The sequence below is a fragment of the Rhizobium sp. R711 genome (genome assembly GCF_002211365.1).
GTDB lineage: Bacteria > Pseudomonadota > Alphaproteobacteria > Rhizobiales > Rhizobiaceae > Rhizobium.
In genome coordinates this window covers 183,759-209,301 of record NZ_LOKZ01000039.1, presented here as the reverse complement: position 1 = coordinate 209,301, position 25,543 = coordinate 183,759, and the positions used below count along the sequence as shown (strand labels likewise).

The window sequence follows — 25,543 nt, the reverse complement described above, 5'->3', positions numbered from 1 at the left end:
GCCGATCGTGTTGCAATCGACCAAGAAGGGGCCTCAGCACGAGCACTGCTTTGCAGCTGCAGGGAACCGAAGTGGGCCGTCGTTGGTTGGTAAGCTTGTCGTTGGCGAGGATATGATCATGGCAGGGAAATCAGAGCATACATCCGACAAAGGAGGGCACAAAAGCCCAGCCGGCGGATGGGGTTCGGCCAGGGCGGTCGGGGAGATCCTGCTTCGCGAACATATACCGCTAGCAGGTCCTTCGTTGCTTGCCCATCAGAACAAACCCGATGGATATATGTGCGTGAGTTGCGCATGGGCGAAACCCGCCAAGCCACATCCGCTGGAATTTTGCGAGAACGGTGCCAAGGCCACCAGTTGGGAGGTCACGAACAGGCGGGCGGACCGGGCATTTTTCGAGTCGCACAGGCTTGTCGAACTGGAAGGCTGGAGCGACCACGATCTCGAAGAGCGGGGTCGACTGACCGAACCCATGCGGTGGGATCCGACAACGGACAAATATATGCCTGTCACCTGGCAGGCCGCCTTCGAGGAAATTGGCCTCCAGTTGCGGATGCTTCCTCCCGAAAGCGTGGATTTCTACACCTCCGGCCGCGCCTCGCTCGAGACGGCCTACATGTACCAGCTATTTGCCCGGATCTACGGCAGCAATCATCTGCCCGATTCTTCCAACATGTGTCATGAGAGCACGTCTGTCGGCTTGCCGGAAAGTATCGGCGCGTCGATAGGAACCGCCATTCTGTCCGATTTCCAGAATTGCGACTGCATCTTCTACCTTGCACAAAATGTTGGTACATCCTCGCCGCGACTGCTGCACGACCTGCAGGATGCCGTCGACAGAGGCGTCAAGATTGTCACGTTCAATCTTCTTCGCGAAGCCGGGCTCGAGCGGTTTGTCAATCCGCAAGCGCCCGGCCAGATGCTCACGGGCAAGCAGACGCAGATTTCCTCGCAATATTGCCAAGTCAAAAACGGCGGCGACATCGCAGCTCTTTTTGGCGTGTGCAAGGCGCTGATCGAGGCCGATGACGCTCTCAAAGCCTCAGGCGTGAGCAAGGTTGCCGGAACCGATGCAGCACCGAAAGACCCCTCCGATGCCGCAACCGTTGCCTTTGCAGCGGCAATAGCGGCAGCCGACAAAAAACACGTGCTCGATCACGACTTCATCAAGATGCACACGGCCGGCTTCGAGGAATTTGCATCGGCCGCCCGTAACTACGAATGGGCGGAACTGGAGCGCATATCGGGCCTCACACGCGATGAGATGACGCAGGCGGCGCGCACCTATGCCAAGTCCGACGCGGTATTGATGGTTTATGGCATGGGATTGACCCAGCATATCATGGGCGTCCAGAACGTGCAGATGGTCGCAAACCTGGCTCTTTTGCGTGGCAACATCGGAAAGCCTGGCGCCAACATCTGCGCCGTTCGTGGCCATTCGAACGTGCAGGGGCAACGCACCGTCGGCATCACCGAAAACCCCGGTCTCGTTCCCTTGGACAAACTGGCTGAACTTTACCGGTTCGAACCGCCGCAGTGGAAGGGGCACTCGACCGTGGACACTTGCCGGGCGATATTGGCGGGTCAAACGCGCGCCTTCGTCGGTCTTGGCGGCAATTTCCTTCGCGCAATTCCAGAAACGGAAGCTGTCGAAAAAGCCTGGCGGAACTTGAGCCTGACTGTCCAGATCGCCACCAAACTCAATCGCACGCACCTTATCCACGGCGCGACTGCCTTTCTGCTACCCTGCCTCGGGCGCATCGAGATCGACGACCAGGCAAGTGGCCCGCAGTCGGTATCGACGGAAAGCTCGATTGCCCATTTCCACGGCTCGCGAGGCAGAGCCACACCGGCAAGCCCCTACCTGTTGTCCGAACCCGCCATCATTGCCGGCATGGCCAAGGCGACACTGACGAAAGGGGTCGTGCCCTGGGACAGTTGGGTCGATGACTATTCCAAGATCCGCGACGCCATCGAACGGACCTATCCGGAAACATTCAAGGATTTCAACAAGCGGCTCTTTCAGCCGGGCGGTATCCCGAGGCCGTTGCCGGCACGCGAGCGCAAGTGGGTCACGGCCAATGGCAAGGCCAATTTCATTACCCCGGACCGGCTGTTTCCGGATCTTTCAATTGCCGCACCGATGATCGATGTCCTCAATCTCGCGACACTGCGCTCGAACGACCAGTTCAATACGACGATCTACGGCTACAATGATCGCTATCGTGGCGTCGAAGGCACCAGACGGGTGATCCTGATGAATGCCGCCGACATCAGCCGACTTGGCCTTCACGATGGTCAGACCGTCGACCTTGTTACCGCAATCGCTAAGGAGACGAAGCGGACAGTAACGGGCTTCAAGGTCATGGCCTACGACATTCCCGAGGGATGTTGCGGCGCCTATTACCCGGAAACCAATGCCTTGTTTCCGCTTGATCATCATGACGCAAAATCAAAGACACCTTCTTACAAGCTATTGCCCATCCGCGTGATCGCATCCGGTGCTGCGGTCCGCCATTAGGGGCGCGTTCATGGCCACGGCGCGATTAAGTCAAAGAACGCTCGGAACAATCCTCTTCGTGGCCTTTTTCGGCGCAGTGACGTTGCTGGCCCTTTGCCTGGCTGCCTGGATCGGGACCTTGAGAGGCGCGCGCCAATACCGAACAGATCCCCCGGTGGCTTCAGGCCTGCAGGTCTTGCGCATCATGCCCGGCGGCATCGAGGGCACACCACCGGAGGTCTATTTTGCACTCGGCGAGCCCTATGCGTACAATGCCTATGATCTCAGCCAGGGAAAACGGTTATATTCCTGGTTCGGCTGCCCGTCGTGCCATGGCGATGGGCGAGGTGCCAGTGGACCTTCCTTTCTCGACGGCTGGTGGCTTTACGGTCCCGGTCTCACCTCGATCGTTGCCTCGATCCGTGATGGCCGCCCGCATGGCATGCCAGCCTTTAGCGAGAAGATGACCATCGATCAAATTTGGCAGCTTGCGGGTTATATCCAGACGATCGGCGCCTATTCGGCAAGGACGGGCGCACCCAGCCGCAACGATGACAGACACACCCGACCAGCCGAAAATCGCGCCCCGGCGTCGATCCTCTTCGATGAGGGGCCGGTTGGCACCAACCCGCAACAGGGACCAACGCCTTGAGAAGCGCCGCTCATGTGACCCTGATTTGTCTGACCACTTCCTTGGCCGGGTGCAATGGCATGCAGTCGGCTCTCGATGCTCAGGCCGGGCCAGCTGTCCACCTCAAGCATTTGATCATTGCAATGGTGATCGTCTGCGCGGTGATCTGGATCCTGGTGATGATCGTGCTTGGCTGGGCTTTGCTGCGGCAAGGTCGGCCATCCGAGGAAGGCCTTGCTAGGCGCGAGCGCAGGATGACCCAGGCCGTGTCGTCTGCCGTGGTCGCGACTGCGTTCGTCATCGCCGGCCTGACGATCGCAAGCTTTTATACGACCCGAAGTCTGGACCGATTTGACCACGCCTCTCTTGTCGTCAAGGTGCGCGCGCAACAGTGGTGGTGGCAATTCATCTACGACAACGGCAATAGCGCCAAGACGTTCCAGACCGCCAACGAGCTGCATATTCCAGTGGGCGTCGACATTCGCCTCGAACTCGAGGCGGCAGATGTCATACACTCGTTCTGGATCCCCAGTCTGACGGGAAAGCGCGACCTCGTCCCTGGCCGCCGGAACCAATTGACACTGCGTGCCGACCGACCCGGTGTCTATCGTGGCCAATGTGCGGAATTCTGCGGTCTCCAACACGGACACATGGCGTTGTTCGTCATTGCGCAAGACAATGCAAGCTTTGAGCGCTGGGCATCTGGCCAGCGCTCCGATGCTCTGTTGCCGAGCGAAAACGAGGCTGTCGCCGGCAAGGCGGTCTTCATGGTCAGGCCTTGCGCCGCCTGTCACAGCATACGGGGCACCGAGGCATCCGGAACTGCCGGCCCCGACTTGACCCATGTGGCCAGCCGGCGGACGATTGCAGCTGGCCTCATCGACAATACGCGCGGCACGCTTGCTGCCTGGATCGCCGATCCACAGACGCTGAAGCCGGGAAACAACATGCCCATGGTGCCACTTTCCAGCGACGAGCTGCGCCAGCTTGCCGCCTACATGGACAGCCTGAAATGAACGGTAAAGCGGATCCGGCCGAACAGGACAACGTCGATCTGGACGAAGATCAGCTCAAACGTTGCCTTGCCAGGACCTGGGAGACGCCGCGCAGCCTCTGGGGCGCGCTGACGACGGTCGATCACAAGATCATCGGCCGGCGCTATATCACCACCGCCTTCTTCTTTCTGATACTGGGCGGAGTTTTGGCCCTTGCGATGCGCCTGCAACTGGCCCGGCCGGAGGCACGCTTTATCGGACCCGACCGTTACAATCAGATCTTCACCATGCACGGATCGACGATGATGTTCCTTTTTGCCGTTCCGGTGATGGAGGCCATGGGCGTCTATCTCGTGCCGCTGATGGTCGGAACACGCAACATCGCCTTTCCCCGCCTGAACGCCTTTTCCTACTGGATCTTTCTGGCCGGCGGCTTGCTGCTATGGATCGCCTTTGCACTCGACGCGGCACCCGACGTCGGATGGTTTGCCTATGTACCGCTCTCCGGGCCGGAATTCGGAGCCGGAAAGCGGGCGGACATTTGGGCGCAGATGATCACCTTCACCGAGGTTTCCGCCCTGGCAGTGGCGGTGGAGATCGTCGTTACGGTGTTCAAGCAGCGCGCTCCCGGCATGTCGCTCGACCGCATCCCGGTGTTCGTCTGGTCGATGCTCGTGACCTCCTTCATCATAATCATGGCCATGCCGGCAATCATGCTTGCAAGCTCGTCGCTGATACTCGATCGGCTCGTTGGCACCCACTTTTTCAATCCGGCCGAAGGCGGCGACGCGCTGCTGTGGCAGCACCTGTTCTGGTTCTTTGGTCATCCGGAGGTCTACATCATCTTTCTTCCGGCCGTTGGCATGGTCTCGGCGATCGTCCCCACCTTTTCGCGGCGACCACTGTTTGGATATCTCCTGGTGGTCATGGCGCTCATCACCACCGGAGTGCTTTCCTTCGGTCTTTGGGTGCACCACATGTTCGTCGTCGGCCTGCCGAAGGTTGGGGAAAGCTTCTTTACGGCCTCCAGCATGGCAATTGCCATCCCCGCCGGTGTCCAGATATTCTGCTGGCTGGCCACGCTTTGGGATGGGCAGCTGCAATTCAAGACGCCGCTTTTGTTTGTCGTCGGCTTCATCGTCACCTTCGTCGTCGGCGGCCTGACCGGCGTCATGGTCGCTTCCGTGCCGTTCGATGCGCAGGTGCATGATACGTATTTCGTGGTGGCGCACTTTCACTACGTGCTCATCGGCGGCGCGGTCTTTCCGCTGATCGGGGCGATCTATTACTGGTTTCCAAAAATGACGGGGCGCCTGATGAGCGAAACGCTCGGACGCTTCGCATTCGGTCTGATCTTTATGGGTTTCAACATGACCTTCTTTCCCATGCATATTCTGGGGCTTCAGGGAATGCCGCGGCGCATTTATACCTATCAGCCAGAAATGCCGTGGGCGGGGATGAATTTTTTTGTCAGCGCAAGTGCCTTCATCCTTGCGTCGGGATTTCTGATTTTCTTCATCGACGTGTTTCGCAGCGCGCGTTCAGGAACAACTGCCGGTCACAATCCCTGGCAGGCCGCAACGCTCGAATGGGCGACCTCCTCACCTCCGCCGGCATTCAATTTCGCTCGCATTCCGGTGGTCACCGGTCGTGAGCCTCTCTGGAGCGATCCTGAGGAACTAGAGGTGTCCACCGGGCTTCGCACCGATCGGCGCGAACTCATTGTCAGCAGCCTCGTCGAAGCGCAGGCACAAGTGCGGGAAACATCGCCCAGAAATTCGATATGGCCGTTTTTGGCTGCCATCGCAACGACGGTCATGCTCATCTGGTCGATGTTTTCACCCTGGGCCGTCGTATGGGGATCGATCCCGATCGGCATTGCGCTGATTGGCTGGTTCTGGCCCAAGCAAGTACCGGAGGATCAGTCGTGAAGGAGCGTGTCGTCCTTGACGTTTCCAGGCTTCCGCTCCATGGCATGGGCACGGCAAGTCTTACCTGGTGGGGCACCTGCGCATTCATGCTGATCGAGGGGGCCGGCTTCGGTCTGACGATTGCCATCTATTTTTATCTGATGAGCATCGCCAAGACCTGGCCGACCAACGCACCGGCGCCCGGGCTTTGGCCCGCAACGTTGCTGACGCTCATGTTGCTGGCAAGCGTCGTGCCGAATGTCGTCCTGTCGCGACTGGCCCGCAGGCAGGATCTAAAGCGGGTCCGCATAGGGCTGATCGTCATGTCGGTGCTTGGAACGTTGCCGCTGATATTCAGGTTCTTCGAGTTCACGGTGCTTCGCGTGCGGTGGGACGACAACGCCTATGGCTCGATCATCTGGGTCATGCTTGGCCTTCATACGACGCATATTGTCACCGACCTTATCGATACGCTGGTTCTGACTTGCCTGATGTTTTCCCGTCATGGCGAAAACCCGCGCCGTTACGGCGACGTCGAGGACAATGCGCTTTATTGGAACTTTGTGGTGGTCGCCTGGATTCCCTTATACCTATGCATTTACTGGGTGCCACGGCTATGATGATGTCGGCAAAGACATATGCCGGTCTGGTCCTTGCGCCGGCGATCTGGGCCATCAGCTTGCAGCTTGGGCTGGTTCTCCCTTACGCCGACTGCGGCAGCGACGTGTCGTCGACCCTGCTGGTAAGCGTGGTCGCGACCTTTTTGGCAGTCGGCAGCGCTTTACTGTCTTATACCGGGCGGGCATCGACGAGCGCCCGCACGACGCTTTTTCTTTGCGATCTCAGTTGTCTGAGCGGGCTGATCTTCGCCTTTGCGCTCATTCTGCAGGGGGTAGGCTCATGGCTTATCGATGCCTGCCAACGCTAGGAACAGCACTCGTGCTGGCGGTCGCTGCGAGGGCGGCCGCGGCACACGAGATCGGCACGCACGCTCTCCAAGCCGAATGGACCTTCGATCCATTCATTGTAACGCCCCTCTGCGTGGTTGGCCTCATTTACGCGCGCGGATTTTCGCTCGTATGGCGCCGGGCTCGACGAGGTCGGCGCGCCATGCTTTTACGAGCAATATGTTTTGGGACCGGCTGGTTTGCGCTTGCTGGCGCGCTCATTTCGCCAATGCATTGGCTCGGCGAGCACCTATTGTTCGCCCATATGGTCGAGCACGAGATACTGATGACGATTGCCGCGCCAATGATCGTGCTGGCGCGCCCGGCAGGCGTGTTGCTGTGGGGCCTGCCGAACCCACTCAGACGAAGCACCGGAAGACTCATGAAAGTCAATGCCGTTCAAATTACCTGGACATGGGCAAGTGCCGGGTTGGTTGCAACGCTGATGCACGGGCTTGCCATATGGGCCTTTCATGCGCCGATCCTTTTCGATGCGGCCGTGACAAATGATGCGTTGCACCGCTTGCAGCATGTCAGCTTCTTCTTTACCGCCATTCTGTTCTGGTGGGCAATTTGCTGGCGGAGCAATTACGGTGCCGCTACCTGGCATCTCGTCGTCACGATGTTGCACACCACCGCTCTCGGCGCTTTGATGGCGCTTGCCCCAAGGGTGCTATATCTCGACCAGACGCGTTTTACTGAGGCATGGCATTTGACGCCGCTTGAAGATCAGCAATTGGCCGGCATCATCATGTGGGTGCCGGCTGGAACCATCTATGCGGGCGCCGCACTCGCAACGGCGGCATTGTGGATCTTGACTTCCAGCAGAAGGAGCAACGATGCCCAGCCTCTCCTTCATTGAGAAATATGGCTTTGGGAAATATGGCACTTTCTGGCTGGCGACGGCGCTTGTTGCCACGGTAGCGGCCTTCGCTGCTGGAACCCTTTTGAAGGACGCCAGGCAACGCGACGAGGTGGCACGCGAGCTGACAGGCGGCGATCCGTCAAAAGCTGCGCCAATCTTTCGCCGCTACGGCTGTACGGGCTGCCATCGGATTCCGGGCATTGCCGGTGCGGACGGGAAGGTCGCAGCCCCTTTGACTGAGATGCGCCAACGCGTCTATATCGGCGGCGTTGTCGACAACAATGCCGACAATCTCGTTCACTGGATCGTTTCGCCACAAGCTTTTAGCCCCAAAACGGCAATGCCAACCACAGGGATCACGCAACAGGAGGCGCGCGATCTGGCGGCCTATCTCTACGCGCATTGATGACCTCCTATGGATGCGGCGTCGGGCGCGGTGGCAGCGATTTGATGTAGCGCGCAATCGCATTGAGATCGCTTTGCGGCAAAGCCGCGGTATTGGCAACGACATCCGCCATGGTGGATCCGACGCGTCCGTGATCGGGTGTGTTGCCGCTTTTGAGCATTTCGGAAATATCGGCCTCGGACCAGCGCCCGATCCTGGCTGGCGTGATGTTGGGAACGAAACCAGTATTTTCGGGATCGGCACCGCCGGCAAAGCGCGTGGAGGCTTTGATCGCGCCGAGCAGATTGCGGGAAGAATGGCATTCGGCGCAGTGGCCGACCGTCTCCACCAGATATCGCCCCCGGTCGAGGACGTCGTCGCCAGTTGCATGCGCCGGCCAATAACCCTCACGAAAAAACAAGAGCTTCCAGAGGCCGAGGAGGCGGCGGGCACGAAACAGAACGAACAGGTCGTGCGGAGGCGGTCGCCCGGATACAGCAGGTAGCGTTTTGAGATAGGCCCAAAGGTCGCCGATATCGGCAAGCTGCATTCCGGTGAAGCTGGTATAGGGAAATACGGGATAATAGTGTTTTGCGTGCGGCGAGACGCCGCCTAACATCGCATTTGCGAAATCGGCGTTGCTCCACGAACCGACACCGTCGGTGGGATCTGGTGATATGTTGGGTGCGCGAAAGGTCCCGAATGCTGATGCCAGCGCCAGACCGCCTCCCAGACGCAGCCGGTCGTCTTGCCCGGGGGTTGCGTGGCAGGAGGCGCAGTCTCCTGCCGCAAAAAGAAGTTGACCCCTTGCGGGATCGCCTTTGCGCAGCAGACGTTGGTCATCTGCGGCAATCGGTGCGACAGGCTTCGTCACCAGCCAGATCGCGGCCAACGCAAGCATTGCGACGAAAAGCCAAATCAGAATGCCCGTAAGCGGACGCGCCGATCCCATCGGGGTCTCCAATCAAAAGAACGTCAAGGGCAGATGCCGCTCCGGTCGGCGGTTTTTTATCGAGCTCGACAGTGGTTTGATCGGCATTGGCGCGATCGTGATCCTATCTTGACGTTATTGCCTGTGTTCGAGCGTGCCGCGGTAAATCCGATCGAGTAAAGCGCTCACCTCGATCAACTCTTCACATTGGCTGTCATATGCCCGGTTCGCTGCGAGACGTCTGGCCCAATCGACAGCACAACGTCCTGCCCATTGATCGGGTGGTGAGCAAAGCACGGTCGTCTGCGTCCCACGATAGTGCTCGGCAACGAAGTCGTAAAACGATCCGTTGACATTATGCAGGGCCGCTCCTCCTTTCGTTCCGTAAAAGCTGGCGCTGATGATCGCATCGCGACCCGCCTGCAGGTGCCAGGAACAGATCAGGCGCACGACAGTGCCTGTTGATAATGTAATCACGGCTGTGGCAAAGTCCTCGACCTCGCCGTCCGTAGAGCTGATGGGACGTCCTTGCCGCAAAAGCTTGCTGTCCACCGCGTCCGCTTGGACATGGCCGAGCGTCCAAAGGGCAAGATCGACCAAGTGAATACCAAGATCGACGACACAACCACCGCCCGACAGTGTCCTGTCGAAAAACCATGCCTTGTCTGGCCCGTAGGCATTGTGGAACACAAGGTCGGCGGCAAACACCCGGCCGATCTCGCCTGAACGGACGAGATCACGGATAAGACGCATCCCGGCTGTATGACGATAGGAGAGGTCGACACAGAGGAGCCTGTCGGCCTTGCGTGCTGCTGCAACCACCGTTTCGACTTCGCATTTCGAGCGCCCGAGCGGCTTTTGGCAGAAAACCGCCAGCCCCTGCTGCAGCGCCTGGATCGATTGCTGTGCATGCAGAGCACTTGGGGTGGCTATGACGACGCCATCCAGTGCAAGGTTCAGCAGGGAGGCGAACGACGCTACGACGGTGGCTTCCGGTGCAAGCTTCAGCGCTTCTCTCACCATATCGGGGGAAGGATCGCAAATTGCTGCAGCCTCGACGCCGCCGTCCTCCAACATTGCCTGCATCCGATGGCGGCCAATCCAGCCGACACCGAGGAAACCCACCCGGGGCGGGCGGCCATGTGTCGGGCCGCGATCCTTATGAGTGCCAGTTGCGTTCATGGGTAAAGGACCAAAGCCTTTAAAAAACCGTGGGGACGATCCCGGGTCATGTCCAATGCTTCGTCCAGCCGCTCCAAAGGAAAACGGTGCGTCATCAAAGGCCAGGGATCGAGTGCCCCGGATTGAATGGCAGCCACCGCATCACGAATGCCCTGCACGTAGACAGCCGGGTCACGCTCATGCGCATTGATGACGTCGAGGCCCCGCCAGTTCCACAATTGCATGTTGACACTGCGTGGTCCGTCCTGGTGATAGCCTGCAACGACGAGCCGACCGCGCTCACGCGTCAGTTCCGCAGCCAGATCGAGTGGCCATTGCTTTCCAACAGCTTCGATGACGCGATCGCAAAGACGGCCATCCGTGCACTGCTTCACAACTTCGACAATACGCCAATGATCATCCATCTGGATGGTTTCGCTTGCGCCCGCCTGCCTTGCCCATTCAAGAGAGGACTGACGCCGGGAAATGGCGATCACACGGGCGCCAGCCCTTGCGCATAGTTGCGTCAGAAGGGCACCGAGAAAGCCGATGCCGACGATCGCAACGGTGTGCCTCGCTTCGATCTCGCTGCGTTTGAATATATTCATGGCACAACCCAGAGGCTCGCCGGGAAAGGGACGGTCATTCAGGGCGGCAGGAAGAGGGACGACGGCGCCCTCGTCAGCGATATCATGGGTCGCATAGGCGTGGTAACTCAATGCAGCCACGCGCTCGCCGATGCCAACAGTGCGGACATCATCGCCGATCGCATCGATCACTCCCCAGCCTTCGTGGCCGAGCCAACCCGGCTCCGTTGGAAACTGCATCCACTCCGCTCCGGCCCAGGGCACCAGATTGGAGGCACAGACGCCGCATCCTTCCAGGCGGATGCGGACCTGGTGGTGACCGGGCTTGGGAAGGCCAACCTCGTTGATTTGCAACGACCCGGCGCCGGTCAGCACGGCAGCCCTCATGGTCCGCGTCCTTGCCGATGAAATTGTGTTCATTGCGTCCTCCTGGCGATTTCGCACCTTGAGCCTGCCAAATGCAGCCCTCGTCTAACCGCGTCGGGCCGGGGATGTTCCGGACAGTCTCCATGATGAAGAAGCTTGCTGCACGGCATCTGCGGCAGCCGACAACAAGGTTCGGCAGCTAAGTCATAGATGAAGTCAATGAAGACAAAGATGTCATAGCTCAAGGAACATTCCTTGAGGTTCATTGTTGGGGGCCGTCGAAACACTCAAAAATCCACAGCTTCAGGTGAGTCATGGCGCTTATTCTTGTTACGGGTGGCTGCGGCTTTATTGGCCGCCATCTCGCTGAGGAACTTCTCGCAAATGGGCATCAGGTGCGCATGCTCGATGCGCTGGTCGATCAGGTTCATGCCGGTTGCGACCTTAGCGCATTCGGTTCGCTTGAACTCATCCGCGCCGATATCAGGGACATGTCGGCGGTTCGACGCGCCCTGAAGGATGTGGATGCCGTCGTTCACCTCGCCGCCGCGGTCGGCGTCGGCCAGTCGATGTACGAGATCGCGCGCTACGTCGGCACCAATGATCTTGGAACTGCCGTCCTTCTCGAGGCGATGATCGGCATGCCGGTTCGCCGGATCGTCGTTGCTTCGTCCATGAGCGTCTATGGCGAAGGCATGTATGTCTCTGATGCCGGCGAACGCTTTGGCCACGTCCGCAGAAACAGCAAGCTTGCAAAGGAGGGCCGGTTCGATCCGATTGGCCCTTGCGGCGAAGCGCTGATGCCGGTGCCGACCGACGAGGAAAAACCGGTCGATCTCGCCTCCATCTATGCATTGACGAAATACGCCCAGGAACGACAGGTTCTCATCTTCGCCGAGGCTTATGGCTTGGAAGCAGTGGCGCTGCGCCTCTTCAACGTCTTTGGCTCCGGCCAGGCCTTGTCAAATCCCTATACGGGCGTGCTTGCGAACTTTGCCGCCCGGCTGGCGAACGGCCAGCCGCCAACCATCTTCGAGGATGGCCGGCAACGGCGCGATTTCGTGCATGTGCTGGATGTTGCCCACGCATTTCGACTTGCACTGGAACGCCCGCAGGCAGCCGGCCACGTCATCAACGTCGGTAGCGGCAGCGCCTATTCGATAGCCGAGGTTGCAACCTTGCTAGCCGACGCCATGGGACTGTCGGGCATCAAGCCGAAGATCACCGGCAAGGTGCGATCTGGCGATATCCGCAATTGCTCTGCCGATATTTCAAAGGCCCGCGAATTGCTTGGTTTCGAACCCAAGCACCGCCTTGAGAACACGCTTTGCGCATTCGTCGAATGGGTGCGCGGCGTCAATGCGATCGACCGAAGCGCCGAAATGCAGCACCAACTCGAGGAGCGGGGACTGGTGTCATGAAAATGACCGATCGTGGTGAACGGCATTTTGGCTTTGTCGAGTGGTTTGCCCTTGGTGAGCACGAGCGTGCTGAAACCGCACTGACGGATATGCTGGCGGCCGGGGCGCGATATTTGCGCACCAATCTGTCTTGGGCCGAGTATGTCATGCCTGGCGGACCAGAATGGTTCGATTGGCTGTTGCCGACATTGGCAAAGCGCATCGATCTTTTGCCTTGTGTTCATTTTACGCCGCCATCACTTTCGCGCACCGGGCGCCCCTCGGGCGCGCCTCGGGTACTCAAGGACTATGCCGATTTCATAGATCACATCTTGACCCGTTACGGGCGCTATTTCTCTCATGTCGAACTCTGGAACGAGCCGAATAATCTGGTCGATTGGGACTGGCGCACAGACCATGATTTCCTGCTGTTTTGCGAAATGGTGGGCGGGGCTGCATATTGGGCCAGTCGGCGCGGCTGGAAACCGGTGCTCGCAGGACCGAACCCGTTCGATGCGCATTGGCTGAAACTCATGGGCGAACGTGGTGTGCTCAATGTTGTTGCGGCCGTGGGGCTGCATGGCTTTCCCGGAACATGGGAAAGCGAGACCGGCACCTGGGAGGGTTGGGAAGCACGGCTTGCGCAGACCCGGCGTGTCCTCGGGGACTATAATGACAAAGCGCAAATCTGGATCACCGAAACCGGCTATTCCACATGGCGCAACGATGAGGTGGAACAGGTAGGGCGGTTTTTGGCAGCTGTGAATGCCCCAGCCGACCGCATGTATTGGTATGGCTGGCGCGACATGGCGCCCGACATGCCTGTGCGCGATGGTCTGTGGTCCGATCCACGTGACTATCATCTTGGCCTGAGCACGGCCAATAACCGCCAGAAGCTGCTCGCGCGACTGTTGTGCGCTGGCGGACTGGATGGTGCGCACAAACTGCTTGAGCTTGCTGCGCCATCGTTGCGCCAGGCAAGCGATCCGATCGTCGTTGTCGGAGGAGGCGGCTTTATCGGCTGCAATCTTGCCGACAGTTATTTGGACGACGGCAAAGACGTCATTGTTCTCGACAATTTGAGCCGCGAAGGGGTCGACGAGAACCTTTGTTGGCTTGTGGAACGCCATGGCGATCGGGTCCATCCGGCAATTGCCGATATTCGCGATTTGCACAGCATTGAACCCGTCCTTTCGGATGCAAAGGCCGTCTTCCACCTCGCGGCTCAAACGGCCGTGACGACAAGTCTTGTTCAACCGGTCGATGATTTCGAAACGAACGCGCGTGGCACGATCAACGTGCTCGAAGCGACCCGCAAGGCAGGCAGGAATGCGCCGGTGGTGTTTGCCAGCACCAACAAGGTCTATGGCGGCCTCGACAAGCTCGAGCTTGCCGAACTCGATGATCGCTATGTGCCGATAGACGAAACTGTCCGCCGATGGGGTTTAGACGAAACACAGAAGCTCGACTTCTGCACGCCCTATGGATGCTCGAAAGGCGCTGCGGACCAATATGTGCTGGATTATGCGAGATCATATCGCATTCCGAGTTCCGGCTTGCGCATGAGTTGCATTTACGGACCCCGTCAGTTCGGTACCGAAGACCAGGGATGGGTTGCTCACTTTCTGCTATGTGCGTTGCGCGACGAGGCGATCTCCATCTACGGCAATGGCAAACAGGTGCGCGATATCCTGCATGTCAGCGATGCTGTCGCAGCCTACCGGGCGGTCATGGACTCCATTGACCGCACGAAGGGCAAGGCCTTCAATCTGGGTGGCGGGGCGGAAAATGCCGTAAGCCTGGAGCTTATGCTTGGCGACATCGAGCGGCTCGTCGGGCGGCCCGTCAAGACGACGCAGGGCCCCTGGCGTGCCGGCGATCAGCTCTATTTCGTGTCCGATACGCGCGCGCTTCACTCAGCCGTGGGCTGGAGGGCAAAAGTGAACTGGCACGCCGGCGTGCGCGACCTTTGTAATTGGCTGATGCAAAACCGCGTTCCGGTCACCCGCCAGGCACGGAGGGCATCGGCATGACGATGGCTGAAAGGCCGCATCGCATTCTCATGACCGTCGATGCGGTCGGGGGTGTGTGGCGTTATGCCATGGACCTTGCCCGGGGACTGCGGGGGTTCGGGGTGGAGACGATGTTTGCCGGTCTCGGCCCGCCTCCCTCGCAGGCGCAATCGGCCGAGGCCAATGAGATCGGAACGCTCCTCTGGCTTGCGGCTCCGCTCGACTGGACAGTTGACTGCGAGGATCGGCTGGAGCCAGTTTCCGGCCTGCTTGCGCAGTTGGCGCTCGCCCATTCGATCGATCTTTTCCATCTCAATCTTCCCTCGCAAGCTGCCGCTCTTGCCACCGCCTTGCCAGTGGTCGTCGTTTCTCATTCCTGTGTCGTGACTTGGTTCGAAGCCGTGCGCGGCAGCGACGTTCCTCCGGCCTGGGCCTGGCAAGAACGCCGCAATCGTTTGGGCTTTAAACGCGCCCAAACAGTTGTGGCGCCAAGTCGTAGTCATGCCGCTGCGCTGTTGCGCTGCTACGGTTGTCTGGACAAGCTTAAGGTTGTTTACAATTCGAGCCATCTCGAGGCGTGCTCAATGCCCAAGCAGGACTTTGTTCTCGCGGCCGGCCGGTGGTGGGACGAGGGCAAGAATGCAATCGTGCTCGATGGGGCGGCCGCTCTTGCTCGATGGCCTATCCTGATGGCAGGTCCGACTGGCGCACCGAGCGGCCAGTATTATGCCATTGACCATGCAACAGGCCTCGGTGAGCTGGGGCATGCTCAGATGATGGAATTCATGGCGAAGGCCGGAATTTTCTCATCCCCCTCGCTTTATGAGCCGTTCGGGCTTGCCGTTCTCGAAGCCGCGTTAGCCGGGGCCGCGCTGGTCCTTGCCGATATCGAGACCTATCGCGAGCTCTGGGACGGCGTTGCCCTGTTTTGTGAGCCGCGCGATTGCCGAGCATTTGCAAATGCCATCAACCGGTTTGCCGGCGACAAGCCCATGCGCGCCGAATTTGGCGCCAAGGCACAGGCGCGGGCGCGGATTTTCTCCACCGATCGGCAGTCAAGGGCCATGATGAAGGTCTATTCAAGCGCGGTGGCAGACGCAGGCGATTTTGCAACAGGGGGAGCAATCGCATGAAGTTCGTCTTTTATACACACTCTCTCGTGTCGGACTGGAACCACGGTAACGCTCATTTCCTGCGGGGGGTGATGCGCGATCTGATCCGGCGGGGCGAGGAGGCTGTCGCGTTGGAACCTGCCGATTCCTGGAGCCGGGAAAACCTGTTGCGCGACAGGGGAGCCGAGGCTGTGGACGCTTTCCATAGTACCTTCCCGGAGCTGCGTTCGCTCTCCTACGGACCAGAGTTCGATCATGACAGGGCGATTGCCGGTGCAGATGTCGTTATCGTCCATGAATGGACCGATCCGGCCCTTATCGCGCGGCTGGGCAAAGCCAGACGCCAAGGTGGCAAATTCACCCTTGTCTTTCATGATACCCACCACAGGGCAGTCTCCGCGCAAGAGGACATCGCTCGGCTCGATCTTGAGGATTATGACCTCGTCCTGGCTTTCGGCGAGACCCTGCGGCAGCGCTACCTGCAAGGAGGATGGGGGCGCAATGTCTTTACCTGGCACGAAGCGGCCGACGACGTCTTGTTCAGGCCATTGCCCGAGGTTGAAAAGAAAGGCGATCTGATCTGGATCGGCAACTGGGGCGACGACGAGCGCAGCAGCGAAATCGCTTCATTCCTCATAGATCCCAGTCGGCGGCTCGGACTGAAAACCACAGTGCGCGGGGTTCGCTATCCACCACAGGCGCTGGCGGCACTCGATAAGGCAAATATCAGCTATGGCGGATCAATCGCCAATGCCAGAGTGCCCCATGCCTTCGCACAGCATCGCCTCACCGTCCACATTCCGCGCCGGCCCTATGTCGAGGCATTGCCGGGCATACCGACCATTCGCGTTTTCGAGGCGCTCGCCTGCGGCATTCCCTTGATATCGGCCCCGTGGAGTGACGCCGAAGGATTGTTCCAGCCTGGAAAGGACTTTCTTTTCGCCAAGGACGGCAACGATATGGCACGGCTTCTGAGGGATGTCCTTTGCGATCGGTCCCTGGCGGCCGAACTTGCGGCCTCGGGACTGGAAACGATTGCCTCCCGCCATACCTGCCGCCACCGTGTGAACGAACTGCTTGCCATCCTTGCGCAAAGCGGCTCGCAGCCGGCAAGGGAGTTGGTCCAATGAGGATGGCCTTTTATGGATCGAGCCTGCTTTCATCCTACTGGAACGGCGCTGCCACTTATTATCGCGGCCTGCTGCGAGCCCTGTCGGCCAGGGGTTATGAAATTACCTTTTACGAGCCCGATGTCTATGGCCGGCAGGAGCGACGCGACATTCAGCCGCCGCAATGGTGCCAGGTCGTGGTTTACGACGGCACGGCTGCGGCGCTGAAATCAGTAGCGGCGGAAGCCTCCAAGGCGCAGATCGTCGTAAAGACAAGCGGTGTCGGCTTTGAAGATGACCTTCTGCTGCAGGAGGTCATGAAAGCAGCCCAGCCTGGGGCGCTGAAAATATTCTGGGATGTCGACGCTCCCGCAACGCTTGGCGAGCTCAAGACGCAGCCTGGCCATCCGCTGCGTCAAGCGCTTGCAGGTTTAGACATGGTCCTGACCTATGGCGGTGGGCAACCGGTCGTTGACGCATATCGCGCGCTTGGCGCGCCCGATTGCATGCCGATTTATAATGCACTCGATCCCGAGACGCACTATCCGGTGGCCGCCGACAGCCGCTTTGCCGCCGATCTGAGCTTTCTCGGCAACAGGCTTCCTGACCGCGAGGAAAGGGTCGAGGAGTTCTTTCTGGATCCCGCGGCGGCTTTAACCGCATTCAGGTTCCTGCTCGGCGGTGCCGGCTGGCAGGACAAGGCGATGGCGGCAAACGTGACCTACCTCGGACACGTCTCGACACTGGACCACAACGCCTTCAATGCGACGCCGAGGGCAATTCTCAATATTTCCCGCAGCAGCATGGCGTCAAACGGCTTTTCGCCGGCAACACGCGTCTTCGAGGCCACCGGCGCCGGCGCATGTCTGATTACCGACGATTGGCAGGGTATCGATCTCTTCTTGAAACCGGACGAGGAAGTCCTTGTCGCCCGCGATGGTCGCGACGTTCGCGAAATCCTGACGGCACTGACGCGCGACAGAGCGGCAAGGATCGGCAGCCAAGCCCGCGCGCGCATCATGAAGGAACATACCTACCAACATCGCGCCATTCAGGTTGATCGGCTCATCCGGTCCCGTTCGCACGCTTCGGAGGCAGCGCAGTGAAGCAATCCCTCAATGTCGTTGTTCTTGGCCTGTCTCTGTCCTCCTCCTGGGGAAACGGGCATGCAACGACCTACCGTGCTCTGCTGCGGGGCATGCATGCAGAAGGGCACCGGGTGCTCTTTCTTGAACGTGACGTCTCCTGGTATGCAAAGCAACGCGACTTGCCGGATCCGAGCTTTTGCGAACTGTCCCTTTATAACGGCGTCGATGACCTGCTTGCGCGATCAAGTGGCAGGCTTCATGCCGCCGATGCGGTTCTCATCGGCTCGTATGTGCCCGAAGGCATCCGCATCATCGATGCCATTGCCAGGCAGGATCCCAAGCTGTTGTGCTTTTACGATATCGATACGCCGGTGACGCTCGCAAACTTGGATCGAGGAGACGAAGACTATATCGCCGCGCGCCAGATGCCGCTGTTCGACATCTATTTTTCCTTCGCAGGCGGGGAAGTGATAGACAGGCTCGAACAGCACTACGGCGTCTCACATGCGGAACCGCTTTTCTGTTGCGTCGATGCGCAGGCCTACCAGAATACCGGCGAGCCCCGGTCGTGGGACCTCGGCTATATCGGAACCTATAGCATCGATCGCCAACCGGCTCTGGAACGACTGCTGATTGAGCCGGCACGGCTTTTGCCTGATATGCGTTTCGTCGTGGCTGGTCCGAATTACCCGGCTCACATCGACTGGCCGGCCAATGTCGAGCGCATCGAACATCTTGCGCCGAGCGATCATCCCTCGTTCTATAGCAGACAGAGATTTACGCTCAACATCACGCGCGCCGATATGGCCGCGGCAGGCTGGTCACCCAGCGTGCGTCTGTTTGAAGCTGCGGCCTGCGGCACGCCGATTATCAGCGACTATTGGAATGGCCTGGGGGATTTCTTCCCCTTGAGGGAGGCGATCATCGTCGCTTGCGACCCTGCTGACGTCGTCTCGGCGCTGACGAAGGTGTCGTTCGAGGCGCAAGGGCGGATCGCCCAAGCTGCCCGTCGGATCGTCCTGCATCAGCATACGGGGCGCGCTCGGGCAACCCAGCTTGCGGCGAGCCTTTGCAGCGCGCGCCAACGCAATAGGCCAAGACGTTCAACCGGTTTCAGGACAACAGCGTAGGAGTTAGTCGAATGCGGCATGGGACGAAAAAAAGCATTCTCGTAGCCGGTGGCGCTGGTTTCATCGGCTCCCATCTTTGTGATCACCTGCTTGCCGCAGGCAACAGGGTCATCTGCGTCGACAGTTTCTTGACGAGTTCGCCGCGCAACATTCTTCCACTGCAAAACCATCCGAATTTCGTCTTCATCAGGCACGACATTTGCGATGAGATCAAGATCGGTGAACGTGTCGACCAGATCTACAATCTAGCCTGTCCGGCCTCGCCCCCGCTTTATCAGGCAGATCCGGTGCATACGATGATGACGAGCGTAGCCGGAACTGGCAATCTTTTGCAGCTTGCCGCGCAACACGGCGCCACGTTCCTGCAGGCGTCGACCAGTGAAGTCTACGGCGATCCGCAAGAACACCCGCAACGGGAAGACTATTGGGGTCATGTCAATTGTACGGGCCCGCGCGCCTGTTACGATGAAGGCAAGCGGGCCGCAGAAGCGCTTTGCTTTGACAGTTTTCGTGCAGGCCAGGTCGACGCTCGCGTCGTTCGTATCTTTAATACTTACGGTCCGCGCATGCAGCCGAATGATGGACGTATCATTTCCAACCTCATCGTGCAGGCTCTCAATGGCGAGCCCTTGACGATCTATGGAAAAGGAGAGCAGACGCGGTCGTTCTGCTATATTTCCGACCTGATCGACGGACTGTTCCGTCTGATGAACGTCCAGCCGAATGCAGGCCTGCCGATCAACCTGGGAAACCCTGGCGAATTCAAGATTTGCGAACTCGCCGAGATGATCCTGACGATGATCCCGACACGCTCGATCGTGGTCTACAAACCGCTGCCACAAGATGACCCTCAACGCCGGCGTCCGGATATTTCGCGCGCAATGCAGTTGCTTTGCTGGGAACCGAAAGTGCCCCTGGTCGAAGGTTTGGCACATACCATTGCATGGTTCGACGCGACGCTCGCGCAAAAGCCGCTTGCGCGTGCGACAAGGCGACGACACAGCCCATCGTCCGTTCGAACCTTGGGGGACGGAGCACGATGAGAACGCACGAGGCCAGTAAACGAGATGATCTGCGCAATCAGATTGCAGAGCTCGGTCCGTGGTTTCACAACCTGCGCATCGGCGGCATTCAAACAGCCCCTGACCATTTCCTGGGCGACTATCCAAGCTTCAAATGGCAGCGCTTCAAACATGTCGTACCTGCAGATCTCAGTGGCCTCAGTGTACTCGATATCGGCTGCAATGCGGGGTTTTACGCTCTCGAGATGAAGCGGCGCCACGCCGAGCGCGTTATCGCCATCGATACTGACGCGCACTATCTTCGCCAGGCCGAATTCGCTGCCTACCACGCCGGCGCTGACATCGAATTTCGTCAGATGTCTGTCTACGACGTCGGTGAATTCGATGAGAAATTCGACATCGTGCTTTTCATGGGCGTACTTTATCATCTACGCCATCCACTGCTTGCACTGGACCTGCTTCACGACCACGTGGTTGGCGACCTGATGCTGTTCCAATGCATGCAGCGCGGGGTTCAGGAGGTCTTTTGGCCTGACGAAGATTACGCATTTTCGGAATGGAAGATCTTCGAGCGGCCCGATTATCCGAAACTGTGTTTTGTCGAGCAGCGCTATGCGGGCGATCCGACCAACTGGCTTATTCCGAACAAGGCGGCAACGGAAGCCATGGTGCGCAGCTCAGGCTTCGTCATTCTCGAAAATCCCGAGCCCGAGGTCTATCTGCTTGCGCGCGGTGAGCCTCATTCTGCTGTAGAGAGGCCGCCTTCCATTGCAAGGTCGAGCGGCAAATGAGCCGATGGAGACGCAAGTATTGCGATCACGAGACCAGTTGGTAGCGACCACAAGGGTCGACGTAAATATAGGCTTGAAGCGCCGCCTCGAGAAATGCGTCGCGGGCAATATCGCAGCTCGATCGCCCGTCCGCGGCAGCCAGGCATATTGTCAAGGCATCCTGGTAAGCTTCGCCTTCATCTGCTGGCCATTCTTCCAACAGACAGTCCACTGCCTCGGCATTGCTGGCGACGACACGATACTGGCCAAGGCCGCGCAATTCGACAACAACCGGATTTTGCCAAAGGCCATCGTTGGACATCATCATCTTCTCCGCATCACGAACTCACCACCGACCGGCATGTTCCCCGTATTGGCGCGCCAAGCGCCCTTTTATGAAAGCGATCTCGAACGCAAGGGCCACTTGGACGACGGTGTCGCCATCCCAGCTAAACCCTGGTCAACCAAAGACATGCAGCTGTCGTCAGGAATGCGATCATGAAACATGTTGTATTCGCGTTGTTGCTCGTCGCCATGGTGTCCTGTTCGGATGAACGGCAAGAAAACGATCGAAAGCTTCGCTCGATTCTATCCTGGAGCGCCACGGCCGCGATGATCCTCGAGGCAAGGCAGACTTTGTTTGTCCCGCAAGGCTTTGCCAGACTTTCGCTCGAGCGATGCAGCAAAGAGATCGACAGTCTTGCACGGCAGCTAACGAAAACCTCGCCGCGGGATTTGAGCGTAGAAATCGACGATCTGAACAAGGCCATCGCCGCCGCGTCGGCAGACGTTGCAAGCGGTCGCAACGAAGATGCTGCAAGGCAGTTGGAAAACTTGCGGCGAATGCAGGATAGCCTCAAGGCGCAATCAGGAGCATCCAAATGAAGAGGATGTTGCAGATTGCCCTTGGGGTTGTCACGAGCGTCGGTGGCTTTCTTGAAACGGGGAACATCGCAACTGCGAGCCAGGCGGGAGCTGCTTACGGCTTTGGTTTGCTTTGGGTGTTCATCGTGGGTACGACATGCACGATTTTCCTCGTCGAAATGTCAGGCCGCTTTGCGATCGCCAGTCACTACACGATCATGGACGGCATCCGTCACCGCTTCGGCTCCAATGTCTTTCTCCTGACACTTACAATTGCCGCACTGGTCAACCTGATGGTTCTGACCGCGGAAATCGGCGGGGTTTCGCTGGCGCTACAGTTTGTGACCGGCATCAGTTTTCAGTGGTGGGCGCTGCCGGTTGCCTTTGGCGTCTGGATTCTCCTCTGGCGGGGCACGTTCGGCCTCATCGAGAATGGCGTTTCGCTCCTCGGACTCCTGGCGATCTGTTTCGTCGTGGCGCTGTTCTTCATGGATACGCCCTGGTCTGACGTGGCAACACAATTCGTGCCAACGTCGTCAATCAACGACCCGCTGCATTACGGCTTCATCGCCACGAGCATTCTAGGCGCGGTTATTTCGCCATATTTGTTTTACTTCTATTCTTCAGGAGCGATCGAGGAGGAATGGGACAAGACCTATTTTGGTCCCAACCGCGCAATCGCCACGCTCGGCATGACCTTCGGCGCGATCATTTCGGCAGCGATCCTGATTCTGGCGGCGATGATCTATCCACGAAGCGGCATCGAGGACGTGGAAGGCTATGAGCAGATAGCCATGATCCTTATACCCGCATTCGGCAAATGGGGCTTTTACCTATTTGCCGGCTCTCTCGCCATAACGTGCTTCGGAGCGGCGCTCGAGGTGAGCCTCGCCCAAGCCTACATCGTCGCTCAGGGTTTCGGATGGAACTGGTCTGAGGACGCAAAGCCTGAGGACAATCCGGCCTTCAGTCTTGTTTACACCGCCTCGATTGTCATTGCGCTAATACCAATGCTTGCCGGGATAGATCCGCTAACGATTACGATATTTTCAATGGCAATCACTGCGCTCAGCCTGCCCTTCGGCGCGGTTCCCTTCCTCGTTCTCATGAACGATCCGATTTACGTGGGCAAACACGGCAACGGCTGGATTGCAAACACGGCGGTGGTCCTCATTATCGCTCTGGCATTCATCCTTTCGATCGTCACCATACCCTTGCAGATTTTCGGAGGGTGATATGAACCTTATTCGCGACGTTCTCGACAAGCAGGTGATCGATCGAAACGGATCACGCATAGGTAAGGTCGACGGACTGATCCTGTCGATTGCCGGCGAAGGGCCTCCGAAGGTCGCCTTTATCGAAATGGGAGCGCTAACCCTCCTGCGCCGCTTGAGCCGACGCCTGTACCGCTTTTTTGTTTCGAGATTGAGCCCGTCGCCACCATACCGCATATCGTGGTCGAAGGTCGAAGACGTCGGCGTTGATGTGGAGGTCGACGTCGATGACAAGGCTACACCGGTGGAAGGATATCAGGAGTGGCTGAGGCGGCACGTTCTGCACTTTATGCCCGGGGGACGATCATGACGGAAATCCACCTCGAATTGCTTCTCGGAAAACAGGTCTATGACCAAAACGATCGACCGATCGGCCGGCTTGAGGACGTCAAGGCGGAAGTGCAGGGATCAGATGTCGTCGTGAGGGAATATCACCTCGGGTCGCTCGGTTTGGTCGAACGGCTCGGGGCGTCGGTGATCGTGCGCGCGCTGTTGGGCCCCTTGGGCCTAAGACGAGAAGTCAAGATGAAGATTGTTCCATGGCACGACATGGATCTGACAGACCCCGACCACCTGAAACTTCGCGCAGTTTCTGACAAATACGAAGGCAAATACTGAGTGGATTGCCAGGTCAAACCATCCCTCGATGTCAAATTGCCGATCCATCGTGCAAGCCGAGGCGCCCGCTTATCTTGCCGGTTCACCGTCAACCGTTGCAGGCTGCAAGGGGCTCCGTGGGGATGTCGTTTGGATTGAACCGGTTCGCGCGGATCGGACTGAAACGTTCGAAGGGTTGGTCAATTTCGTTGCAGAGAGCGCGATATGGGCCCATGGGAGCGGTGCGACCTGGGAAAGCAACTCGTCCGGAATAACGATACCCCAGCCTCGGACGTAATCGACAGCGCGGCTGAGATAGACGGTGTTCCATGGCATGATGGCGCTGATGACGAGGTTAAGACCGGAAGCCCGATAGGCCATGGTCTCGGCGATGCGGCTGCGCAAGCAGACAAAAATCGACCGGCGCTCACCGCGATATACGACCCGGCTCGATGAATTGCCGCATGAAGCAGCGAATTGAGCCGAACGACGCCAGCCAACCTTACAGAGATTTTGAGGGAACCGAGTTCACGTTTTAGGTTTTTCGTCTGGTCCCGTGAGAACAGAGCACCATATGAAACCAGCTCTTGCCACATACGGCAAGAGCTGCGTAGTAACCGTGAGGTTGCTCATAGAGTCGCCAAGTTACTGCCGTTTGTAGGATTGGCGAGCCCCATTGAAACTGGCGTGATCGATGCTGCTTCGAAGCAAAATCATTCCCGCCGACTGGGACTTAAGTGCACGAAGGATGCGGGGCTTGGCTTCGTCGCTCGGCAGGTGCCTCCGTCACCACATTGCGGCCGGAGGTCATAGCGAGGTAGAGCGCCCGGTCCATCCGTAGCGCGCAACCTTCTGGATATGATAGCCCGCGGCAACCGGAGAAGGGCATCTGTGCTCTCAAACCAGCATCGACTGCTGGGCGGAGATACCCGCCGTTGCGCCCTGCGATATTGCCGTGGTGACCGAGGCCATGGCTGGGTTTGCAAGATCGCCGGCGGCGTAGATGCCGGGTATGCTGGTTTCGCGACGCTCATCGACCTTGAGGGCGATGCCGAAGGGCGTATCGACCATGGCGAGGCCCAGTGCTTCATGCAGGCTTGCGGACGGCTTGTTGCGTGGATGCGCGAACAGGATATCTACCCCGGCATTGCGGCCGCTCTCGAGATTGACGGTAGTGATATGGCCCCGGTGATGGGCGATTTCGGCGATCCGGCCATCAACGACAGGTATATTGCGGCGCGCCAGATCGGCCTGGATATCGGGTGCAATGTCGTGACCATCGGCAAAGACCGTCAACGTGTCGGTCCAATCCTGGTACAGCCTGACATAATTGTGCGACAACGGACCGGACCAGACGAGGCCCCAATGCTGGTCGGCGACTTCAAAGCCATCACAATAGGGGCAGGGCACGATGGACGTGCCCCAGCTTTCAGCAAAGCCTGGGACAGCAGGCATCTGGTCGGCGACGCCATAGCTCAGGATCAGGCGCCGCGCCCCAAGGCTTTCGCCATCGGCAGTGAGGACGGAGAAATTGTCGATGGCGCCGGAGATGCTGTCGGCCCGGGCATTGACCAGCTTGACCGTGGGATAACGCGTCAGTTGCTGCCGCGCCTCGGCCAGGATGTCCAGCGGTGGCTTGTGATCGTGGCCGAGCAGACCATGCGAATGGTGGGCGAAGCGATTGCGCGGCAGGCCGGTATCGAGAACGGTGACCTTGCGACGAGCACGGCCGAGCTGGAGGGCGGCGGCTAGGCCAGCAAAGCTGCCGCCGATGATTATGACGTCATCCATGTTGATTGGCTCCGTATTGTGGATGGAGTTGGTTGGGTTGGGTGTGGCGCGAAATGACATCCAGTGACGCGCGTTCGATATCGCTGTAGATTCGAT

The 25,543-nt window shown here is 58.8% G+C and carries 25 protein-coding genes and 1 pseudogene; 21 read left to right on the top strand and 5 right to left on the bottom strand.

What is annotated here, in order from left to right:
* The first annotated feature begins 118 nt into the window (after window positions 1-118).
* From ATY80_RS28350 to ATY80_RS28315, 8 genes are read left to right on the top strand one after another with little or no spacing between them, the layout of a single operon-like run.
* Window positions 119-2,521: an FdhF/YdeP family oxidoreductase gene (locus tag ATY80_RS28350; protein WP_088695624.1), complete on the top strand. Its 2,403-nt coding sequence runs from the start codon at window positions 119-121 to the stop codon at window positions 2,519-2,521.
* A gap of 10 nt (window positions 2,522-2,531) precedes the next feature.
* The gene (locus ATY80_RS28345; RefSeq protein ID WP_088695592.1) at window positions 2,532-3,152 is read left to right on the top strand and encodes a c-type cytochrome; all 621 of its coding nucleotides are present in this window, start codon (window positions 2,532-2,534) and stop codon (window positions 3,150-3,152) included.
* 59 nt (window positions 3,153-3,211) lie between these two features.
* Entirely contained in the window at window positions 3,212-4,147 is a 936-nt protein-coding gene (gene coxB / locus ATY80_RS28340; protein WP_088695591.1) for a cytochrome c oxidase subunit II, read from the top strand.
* A complete protein-coding gene (gene ctaD, locus ATY80_RS28335) occupies window positions 4,144-6,057 on the top strand; it encodes a cytochrome c oxidase subunit I (RefSeq protein WP_088695590.1) in 1,914 nt (637 codons plus the stop codon). The genes coxB and ctaD overlap by 4 nt, the downstream gene beginning before the upstream one ends.
* Window positions 6,054-6,656, top strand: coding sequence for a cytochrome c oxidase subunit 3 (locus ATY80_RS28330; RefSeq protein ID WP_088695589.1), 603 nt, complete (start codon window positions 6,054-6,056; stop codon window positions 6,654-6,656). The genes ctaD and ATY80_RS28330 overlap by 4 nt, the downstream gene beginning before the upstream one ends.
* 2 nt (window positions 6,657-6,658) lie before the next feature.
* On the top strand, window positions 6,659-6,964 hold the full coding sequence (locus ATY80_RS28325) for a hypothetical protein (RefSeq protein WP_141105602.1): 306 nt from the start codon (window positions 6,659-6,661) through the stop codon (window positions 6,962-6,964).
* Complete coding sequence (locus ATY80_RS28320; RefSeq protein WP_088695587.1) at window positions 6,937-7,845, top strand: cytochrome c oxidase assembly protein; 909 nt, start codon at window positions 6,937-6,939, stop codon at window positions 7,843-7,845. Before ATY80_RS28325 ends, ATY80_RS28320 begins: the two co-directional genes overlap by 28 nt.
* Complete coding sequence (locus tag ATY80_RS28315) at window positions 7,823-8,254, top strand: c-type cytochrome (protein ID WP_088695586.1); 432 nt, start codon at window positions 7,823-7,825, stop codon at window positions 8,252-8,254. The genes ATY80_RS28320 and ATY80_RS28315 overlap by 23 nt, the downstream gene beginning before the upstream one ends.
* Before the next feature lie 7 nt (window positions 8,255-8,261).
* Here the strand turns inward: ATY80_RS28315 and ATY80_RS28310 are convergent, their stop codons facing one another.
* The 3 genes from ATY80_RS28310 to ATY80_RS28300 form a co-directional block, all read right to left on the bottom strand.
* The gene (locus ATY80_RS28310) at window positions 8,262-9,185 is read right to left on the bottom strand and encodes a cytochrome c (protein WP_088695585.1); all 924 of its coding nucleotides are present in this window, start codon (window positions 9,183-9,185) and stop codon (window positions 8,262-8,264) included.
* Between the two features lie 114 nt (window positions 9,186-9,299).
* A complete protein-coding gene (locus tag ATY80_RS28305) occupies window positions 9,300-10,346 on the bottom strand; it encodes a Gfo/Idh/MocA family oxidoreductase (protein WP_088695584.1) in 1,047 nt (348 codons plus the stop codon).
* Complete coding sequence (locus tag ATY80_RS28300) at window positions 10,343-11,332, bottom strand: zinc-binding dehydrogenase (RefSeq protein WP_088695583.1); 990 nt, start codon at window positions 11,330-11,332, stop codon at window positions 10,343-10,345. Before ATY80_RS28300 ends, ATY80_RS28305 begins: the two co-directional genes overlap by 4 nt.
* A 260-nt stretch (window positions 11,333-11,592) precedes the next feature.
* On the opposite strand from ATY80_RS28300, the gene ATY80_RS28295 reads away from it, so the two are divergent.
* The 13 genes from ATY80_RS28295 to ATY80_RS28235 all read left to right on the top strand — a co-directional run bounded on the left by ATY80_RS28295 (window position 11,593) and on the right by ATY80_RS28235 (window position 23,677).
* Complete coding sequence (locus ATY80_RS28295; protein WP_088695582.1) at window positions 11,593-12,699, top strand: NAD-dependent epimerase/dehydratase family protein; 1,107 nt, start codon at window positions 11,593-11,595, stop codon at window positions 12,697-12,699.
* Window positions 12,696-14,711, top strand: a complete 2,016-nt coding sequence (locus tag ATY80_RS28290) for an NAD-dependent epimerase/dehydratase family protein (RefSeq protein ID WP_088695581.1) — start codon at window positions 12,696-12,698, stop codon at window positions 14,709-14,711. The genes ATY80_RS28295 and ATY80_RS28290 overlap by 4 nt, the downstream gene beginning before the upstream one ends.
* Complete coding sequence (locus ATY80_RS28285; RefSeq protein WP_088695580.1) at window positions 14,708-15,823, top strand: glycosyltransferase family 4 protein; 1,116 nt, start codon at window positions 14,708-14,710, stop codon at window positions 15,821-15,823. Before ATY80_RS28290 ends, ATY80_RS28285 begins: the two co-directional genes overlap by 4 nt.
* Window positions 15,820-16,932, top strand: a complete 1,113-nt coding sequence (locus ATY80_RS28280; protein WP_088695579.1) for a glycosyltransferase — start codon at window positions 15,820-15,822, stop codon at window positions 16,930-16,932. Before ATY80_RS28285 ends, ATY80_RS28280 begins: the two co-directional genes overlap by 4 nt.
* Window positions 16,929-18,017, top strand: a complete 1,089-nt coding sequence (locus tag ATY80_RS28275) for a glycosyltransferase (protein ID WP_088695578.1) — start codon at window positions 16,929-16,931, stop codon at window positions 18,015-18,017. The genes ATY80_RS28280 and ATY80_RS28275 overlap by 4 nt, the downstream gene beginning before the upstream one ends.
* The gene (locus ATY80_RS28270) at window positions 18,014-19,129 is read left to right on the top strand and encodes a glycosyltransferase (RefSeq protein ID WP_088695577.1); all 1,116 of its coding nucleotides are present in this window, start codon (window positions 18,014-18,016) and stop codon (window positions 19,127-19,129) included. Before ATY80_RS28275 ends, ATY80_RS28270 begins: the two co-directional genes overlap by 4 nt.
* A gap of 11 nt (window positions 19,130-19,140) precedes the next feature.
* Complete coding sequence (locus ATY80_RS28265; RefSeq protein WP_088695576.1) at window positions 19,141-20,172, top strand: UDP-glucuronic acid decarboxylase family protein; 1,032 nt, start codon at window positions 19,141-19,143, stop codon at window positions 20,170-20,172.
* Complete coding sequence (locus tag ATY80_RS28260) at window positions 20,169-20,942, top strand: TIGR04290 family methyltransferase (RefSeq protein WP_088695575.1); 774 nt, start codon at window positions 20,169-20,171, stop codon at window positions 20,940-20,942. The genes ATY80_RS28265 and ATY80_RS28260 overlap by 4 nt, the downstream gene beginning before the upstream one ends.
* 73 nt (window positions 20,943-21,015) lie before the next feature.
* On the top strand, window positions 21,016-21,423 hold the full coding sequence (locus ATY80_RS29935; RefSeq protein WP_245306949.1) for a hypothetical protein: 408 nt from the start codon (window positions 21,016-21,018) through the stop codon (window positions 21,421-21,423).
* Entirely contained in the window at window positions 21,420-21,806 is a 387-nt protein-coding gene (locus tag ATY80_RS28250; RefSeq protein WP_088695573.1) for a hypothetical protein, read from the top strand. Before ATY80_RS29935 ends, ATY80_RS28250 begins: the two co-directional genes overlap by 4 nt.
* On the top strand, window positions 21,803-23,020 hold the full coding sequence (locus ATY80_RS28245; RefSeq protein ID WP_088695572.1) for an Nramp family divalent metal transporter: 1,218 nt from the start codon (window positions 21,803-21,805) through the stop codon (window positions 23,018-23,020). The genes ATY80_RS28250 and ATY80_RS28245 overlap by 4 nt, the downstream gene beginning before the upstream one ends.
* A gap of 1 nt (window position 23,021) precedes the next feature.
* Entirely contained in the window at window positions 23,022-23,369 is a 348-nt protein-coding gene (locus ATY80_RS28240) for a PRC-barrel domain-containing protein (protein WP_088695571.1), read from the top strand.
* Window positions 23,366-23,677 (top strand): hypothetical protein, encoded by a 312-nt coding sequence (locus ATY80_RS28235; RefSeq protein ID WP_088695570.1) that lies wholly within the window; start codon window positions 23,366-23,368, stop codon window positions 23,675-23,677. The genes ATY80_RS28240 and ATY80_RS28235 overlap by 4 nt, the downstream gene beginning before the upstream one ends.
* Window positions 23,678-23,869: 192 nt before the next feature.
* On the opposite strand, the pseudogene ATY80_RS29930 reads toward ATY80_RS28235, so the two are convergent.
* Together ATY80_RS29930 and ATY80_RS28225 are read right to left on the bottom strand one after the other, a co-directional pair.
* Window positions 23,870-24,031, bottom strand: a pseudogene (locus ATY80_RS29930) (Tn3 family transposase); the annotation flags it as partial.
* Between the two features lie 522 nt (window positions 24,032-24,553).
* A complete protein-coding gene (locus ATY80_RS28225) occupies window positions 24,554-25,447 on the bottom strand; it encodes an NAD(P)/FAD-dependent oxidoreductase (RefSeq protein ID WP_088695569.1) in 894 nt (297 codons plus the stop codon).
* Window positions 25,448-25,543: the final 96 nt, after the last annotated feature.

Excerpts from the sequence above, each read along its gene's own strand:
- ATY80_RS28280 (WP_088695579.1), top strand. The coding sequence starts at position 15,820 with ATGAAGTTCGTCTTTTATACACACTCTCTCGTGTCGGACTGGAACCAC.
- ATY80_RS28290 (WP_088695581.1), top strand. The coding sequence starts at position 12,696 with ATGAAAATGACCGATCGTGGTGAACGGCATTTTGGCTTTGTCGAGTGG.
- ATY80_RS28275 (WP_088695578.1), top strand. The coding sequence starts at position 16,929 with ATGAGGATGGCCTTTTATGGATCGAGCCTGCTTTCATCCTACTGGAAC.
- ATY80_RS28225 (WP_088695569.1), bottom strand. The coding sequence starts at position 25,447 with ATGGATGACGTCATAATCATCGGCGGCAGCTTTGCTGGCCTAGCCGCC.
- ATY80_RS28285 (WP_088695580.1), top strand. The coding sequence starts at position 14,708 with ATGACGATGGCTGAAAGGCCGCATCGCATTCTCATGACCGTCGATGCG.
- ATY80_RS28300 (WP_088695583.1), bottom strand. The coding sequence starts at position 11,332 with ATGAACACAATTTCATCGGCAAGGACGCGGACCATGAGGGCTGCCGTG.
- ATY80_RS28250 (WP_088695573.1), top strand. The coding sequence starts at position 21,420 with ATGAAACATGTTGTATTCGCGTTGTTGCTCGTCGCCATGGTGTCCTGT.
- ATY80_RS28305 (WP_088695584.1), bottom strand. The coding sequence starts at position 10,346 with ATGAACGCAACTGGCACTCATAAGGATCGCGGCCCGACACATGGCCGC.
- ATY80_RS28295 (WP_088695582.1), top strand. The coding sequence starts at position 11,593 with ATGGCGCTTATTCTTGTTACGGGTGGCTGCGGCTTTATTGGCCGCCAT.
- ATY80_RS28245 (WP_088695572.1), top strand. The coding sequence starts at position 21,803 with ATGAAGAGGATGTTGCAGATTGCCCTTGGGGTTGTCACGAGCGTCGGT.
- ATY80_RS28320 (WP_088695587.1), top strand. The coding sequence starts at position 6,937 with ATGGCTTATCGATGCCTGCCAACGCTAGGAACAGCACTCGTGCTGGCG.
- ATY80_RS28310 (WP_088695585.1), bottom strand. The coding sequence starts at position 9,185 with ATGGGATCGGCGCGTCCGCTTACGGGCATTCTGATTTGGCTTTTCGTC.
- ctaD (WP_088695590.1), top strand. The coding sequence starts at position 4,144 with ATGAACGGTAAAGCGGATCCGGCCGAACAGGACAACGTCGATCTGGAC.
- ATY80_RS28315 (WP_088695586.1), top strand. The coding sequence starts at position 7,823 with ATGCCCAGCCTCTCCTTCATTGAGAAATATGGCTTTGGGAAATATGGC.
- ATY80_RS28325 (WP_141105602.1), top strand. The coding sequence starts at position 6,659 with ATGTCGGCAAAGACATATGCCGGTCTGGTCCTTGCGCCGGCGATCTGG.
- ATY80_RS28260 (WP_088695575.1), top strand. The coding sequence starts at position 20,169 with ATGAGAACGCACGAGGCCAGTAAACGAGATGATCTGCGCAATCAGATT.
- ATY80_RS28345 (WP_088695592.1), top strand. The coding sequence starts at position 2,532 with ATGGCCACGGCGCGATTAAGTCAAAGAACGCTCGGAACAATCCTCTTC.
- ATY80_RS28265 (WP_088695576.1), top strand. The coding sequence starts at position 19,141 with ATGCGGCATGGGACGAAAAAAAGCATTCTCGTAGCCGGTGGCGCTGGT.
- ATY80_RS28240 (WP_088695571.1), top strand. The coding sequence starts at position 23,022 with ATGAACCTTATTCGCGACGTTCTCGACAAGCAGGTGATCGATCGAAAC.
- coxB (WP_088695591.1), top strand. The coding sequence starts at position 3,212 with ATGCAGTCGGCTCTCGATGCTCAGGCCGGGCCAGCTGTCCACCTCAAG.
- ATY80_RS28235 (WP_088695570.1), top strand. The coding sequence starts at position 23,366 with ATGACGGAAATCCACCTCGAATTGCTTCTCGGAAAACAGGTCTATGAC.
- ATY80_RS28350 (WP_088695624.1), top strand. The coding sequence starts at position 119 with ATGGCAGGGAAATCAGAGCATACATCCGACAAAGGAGGGCACAAAAGC.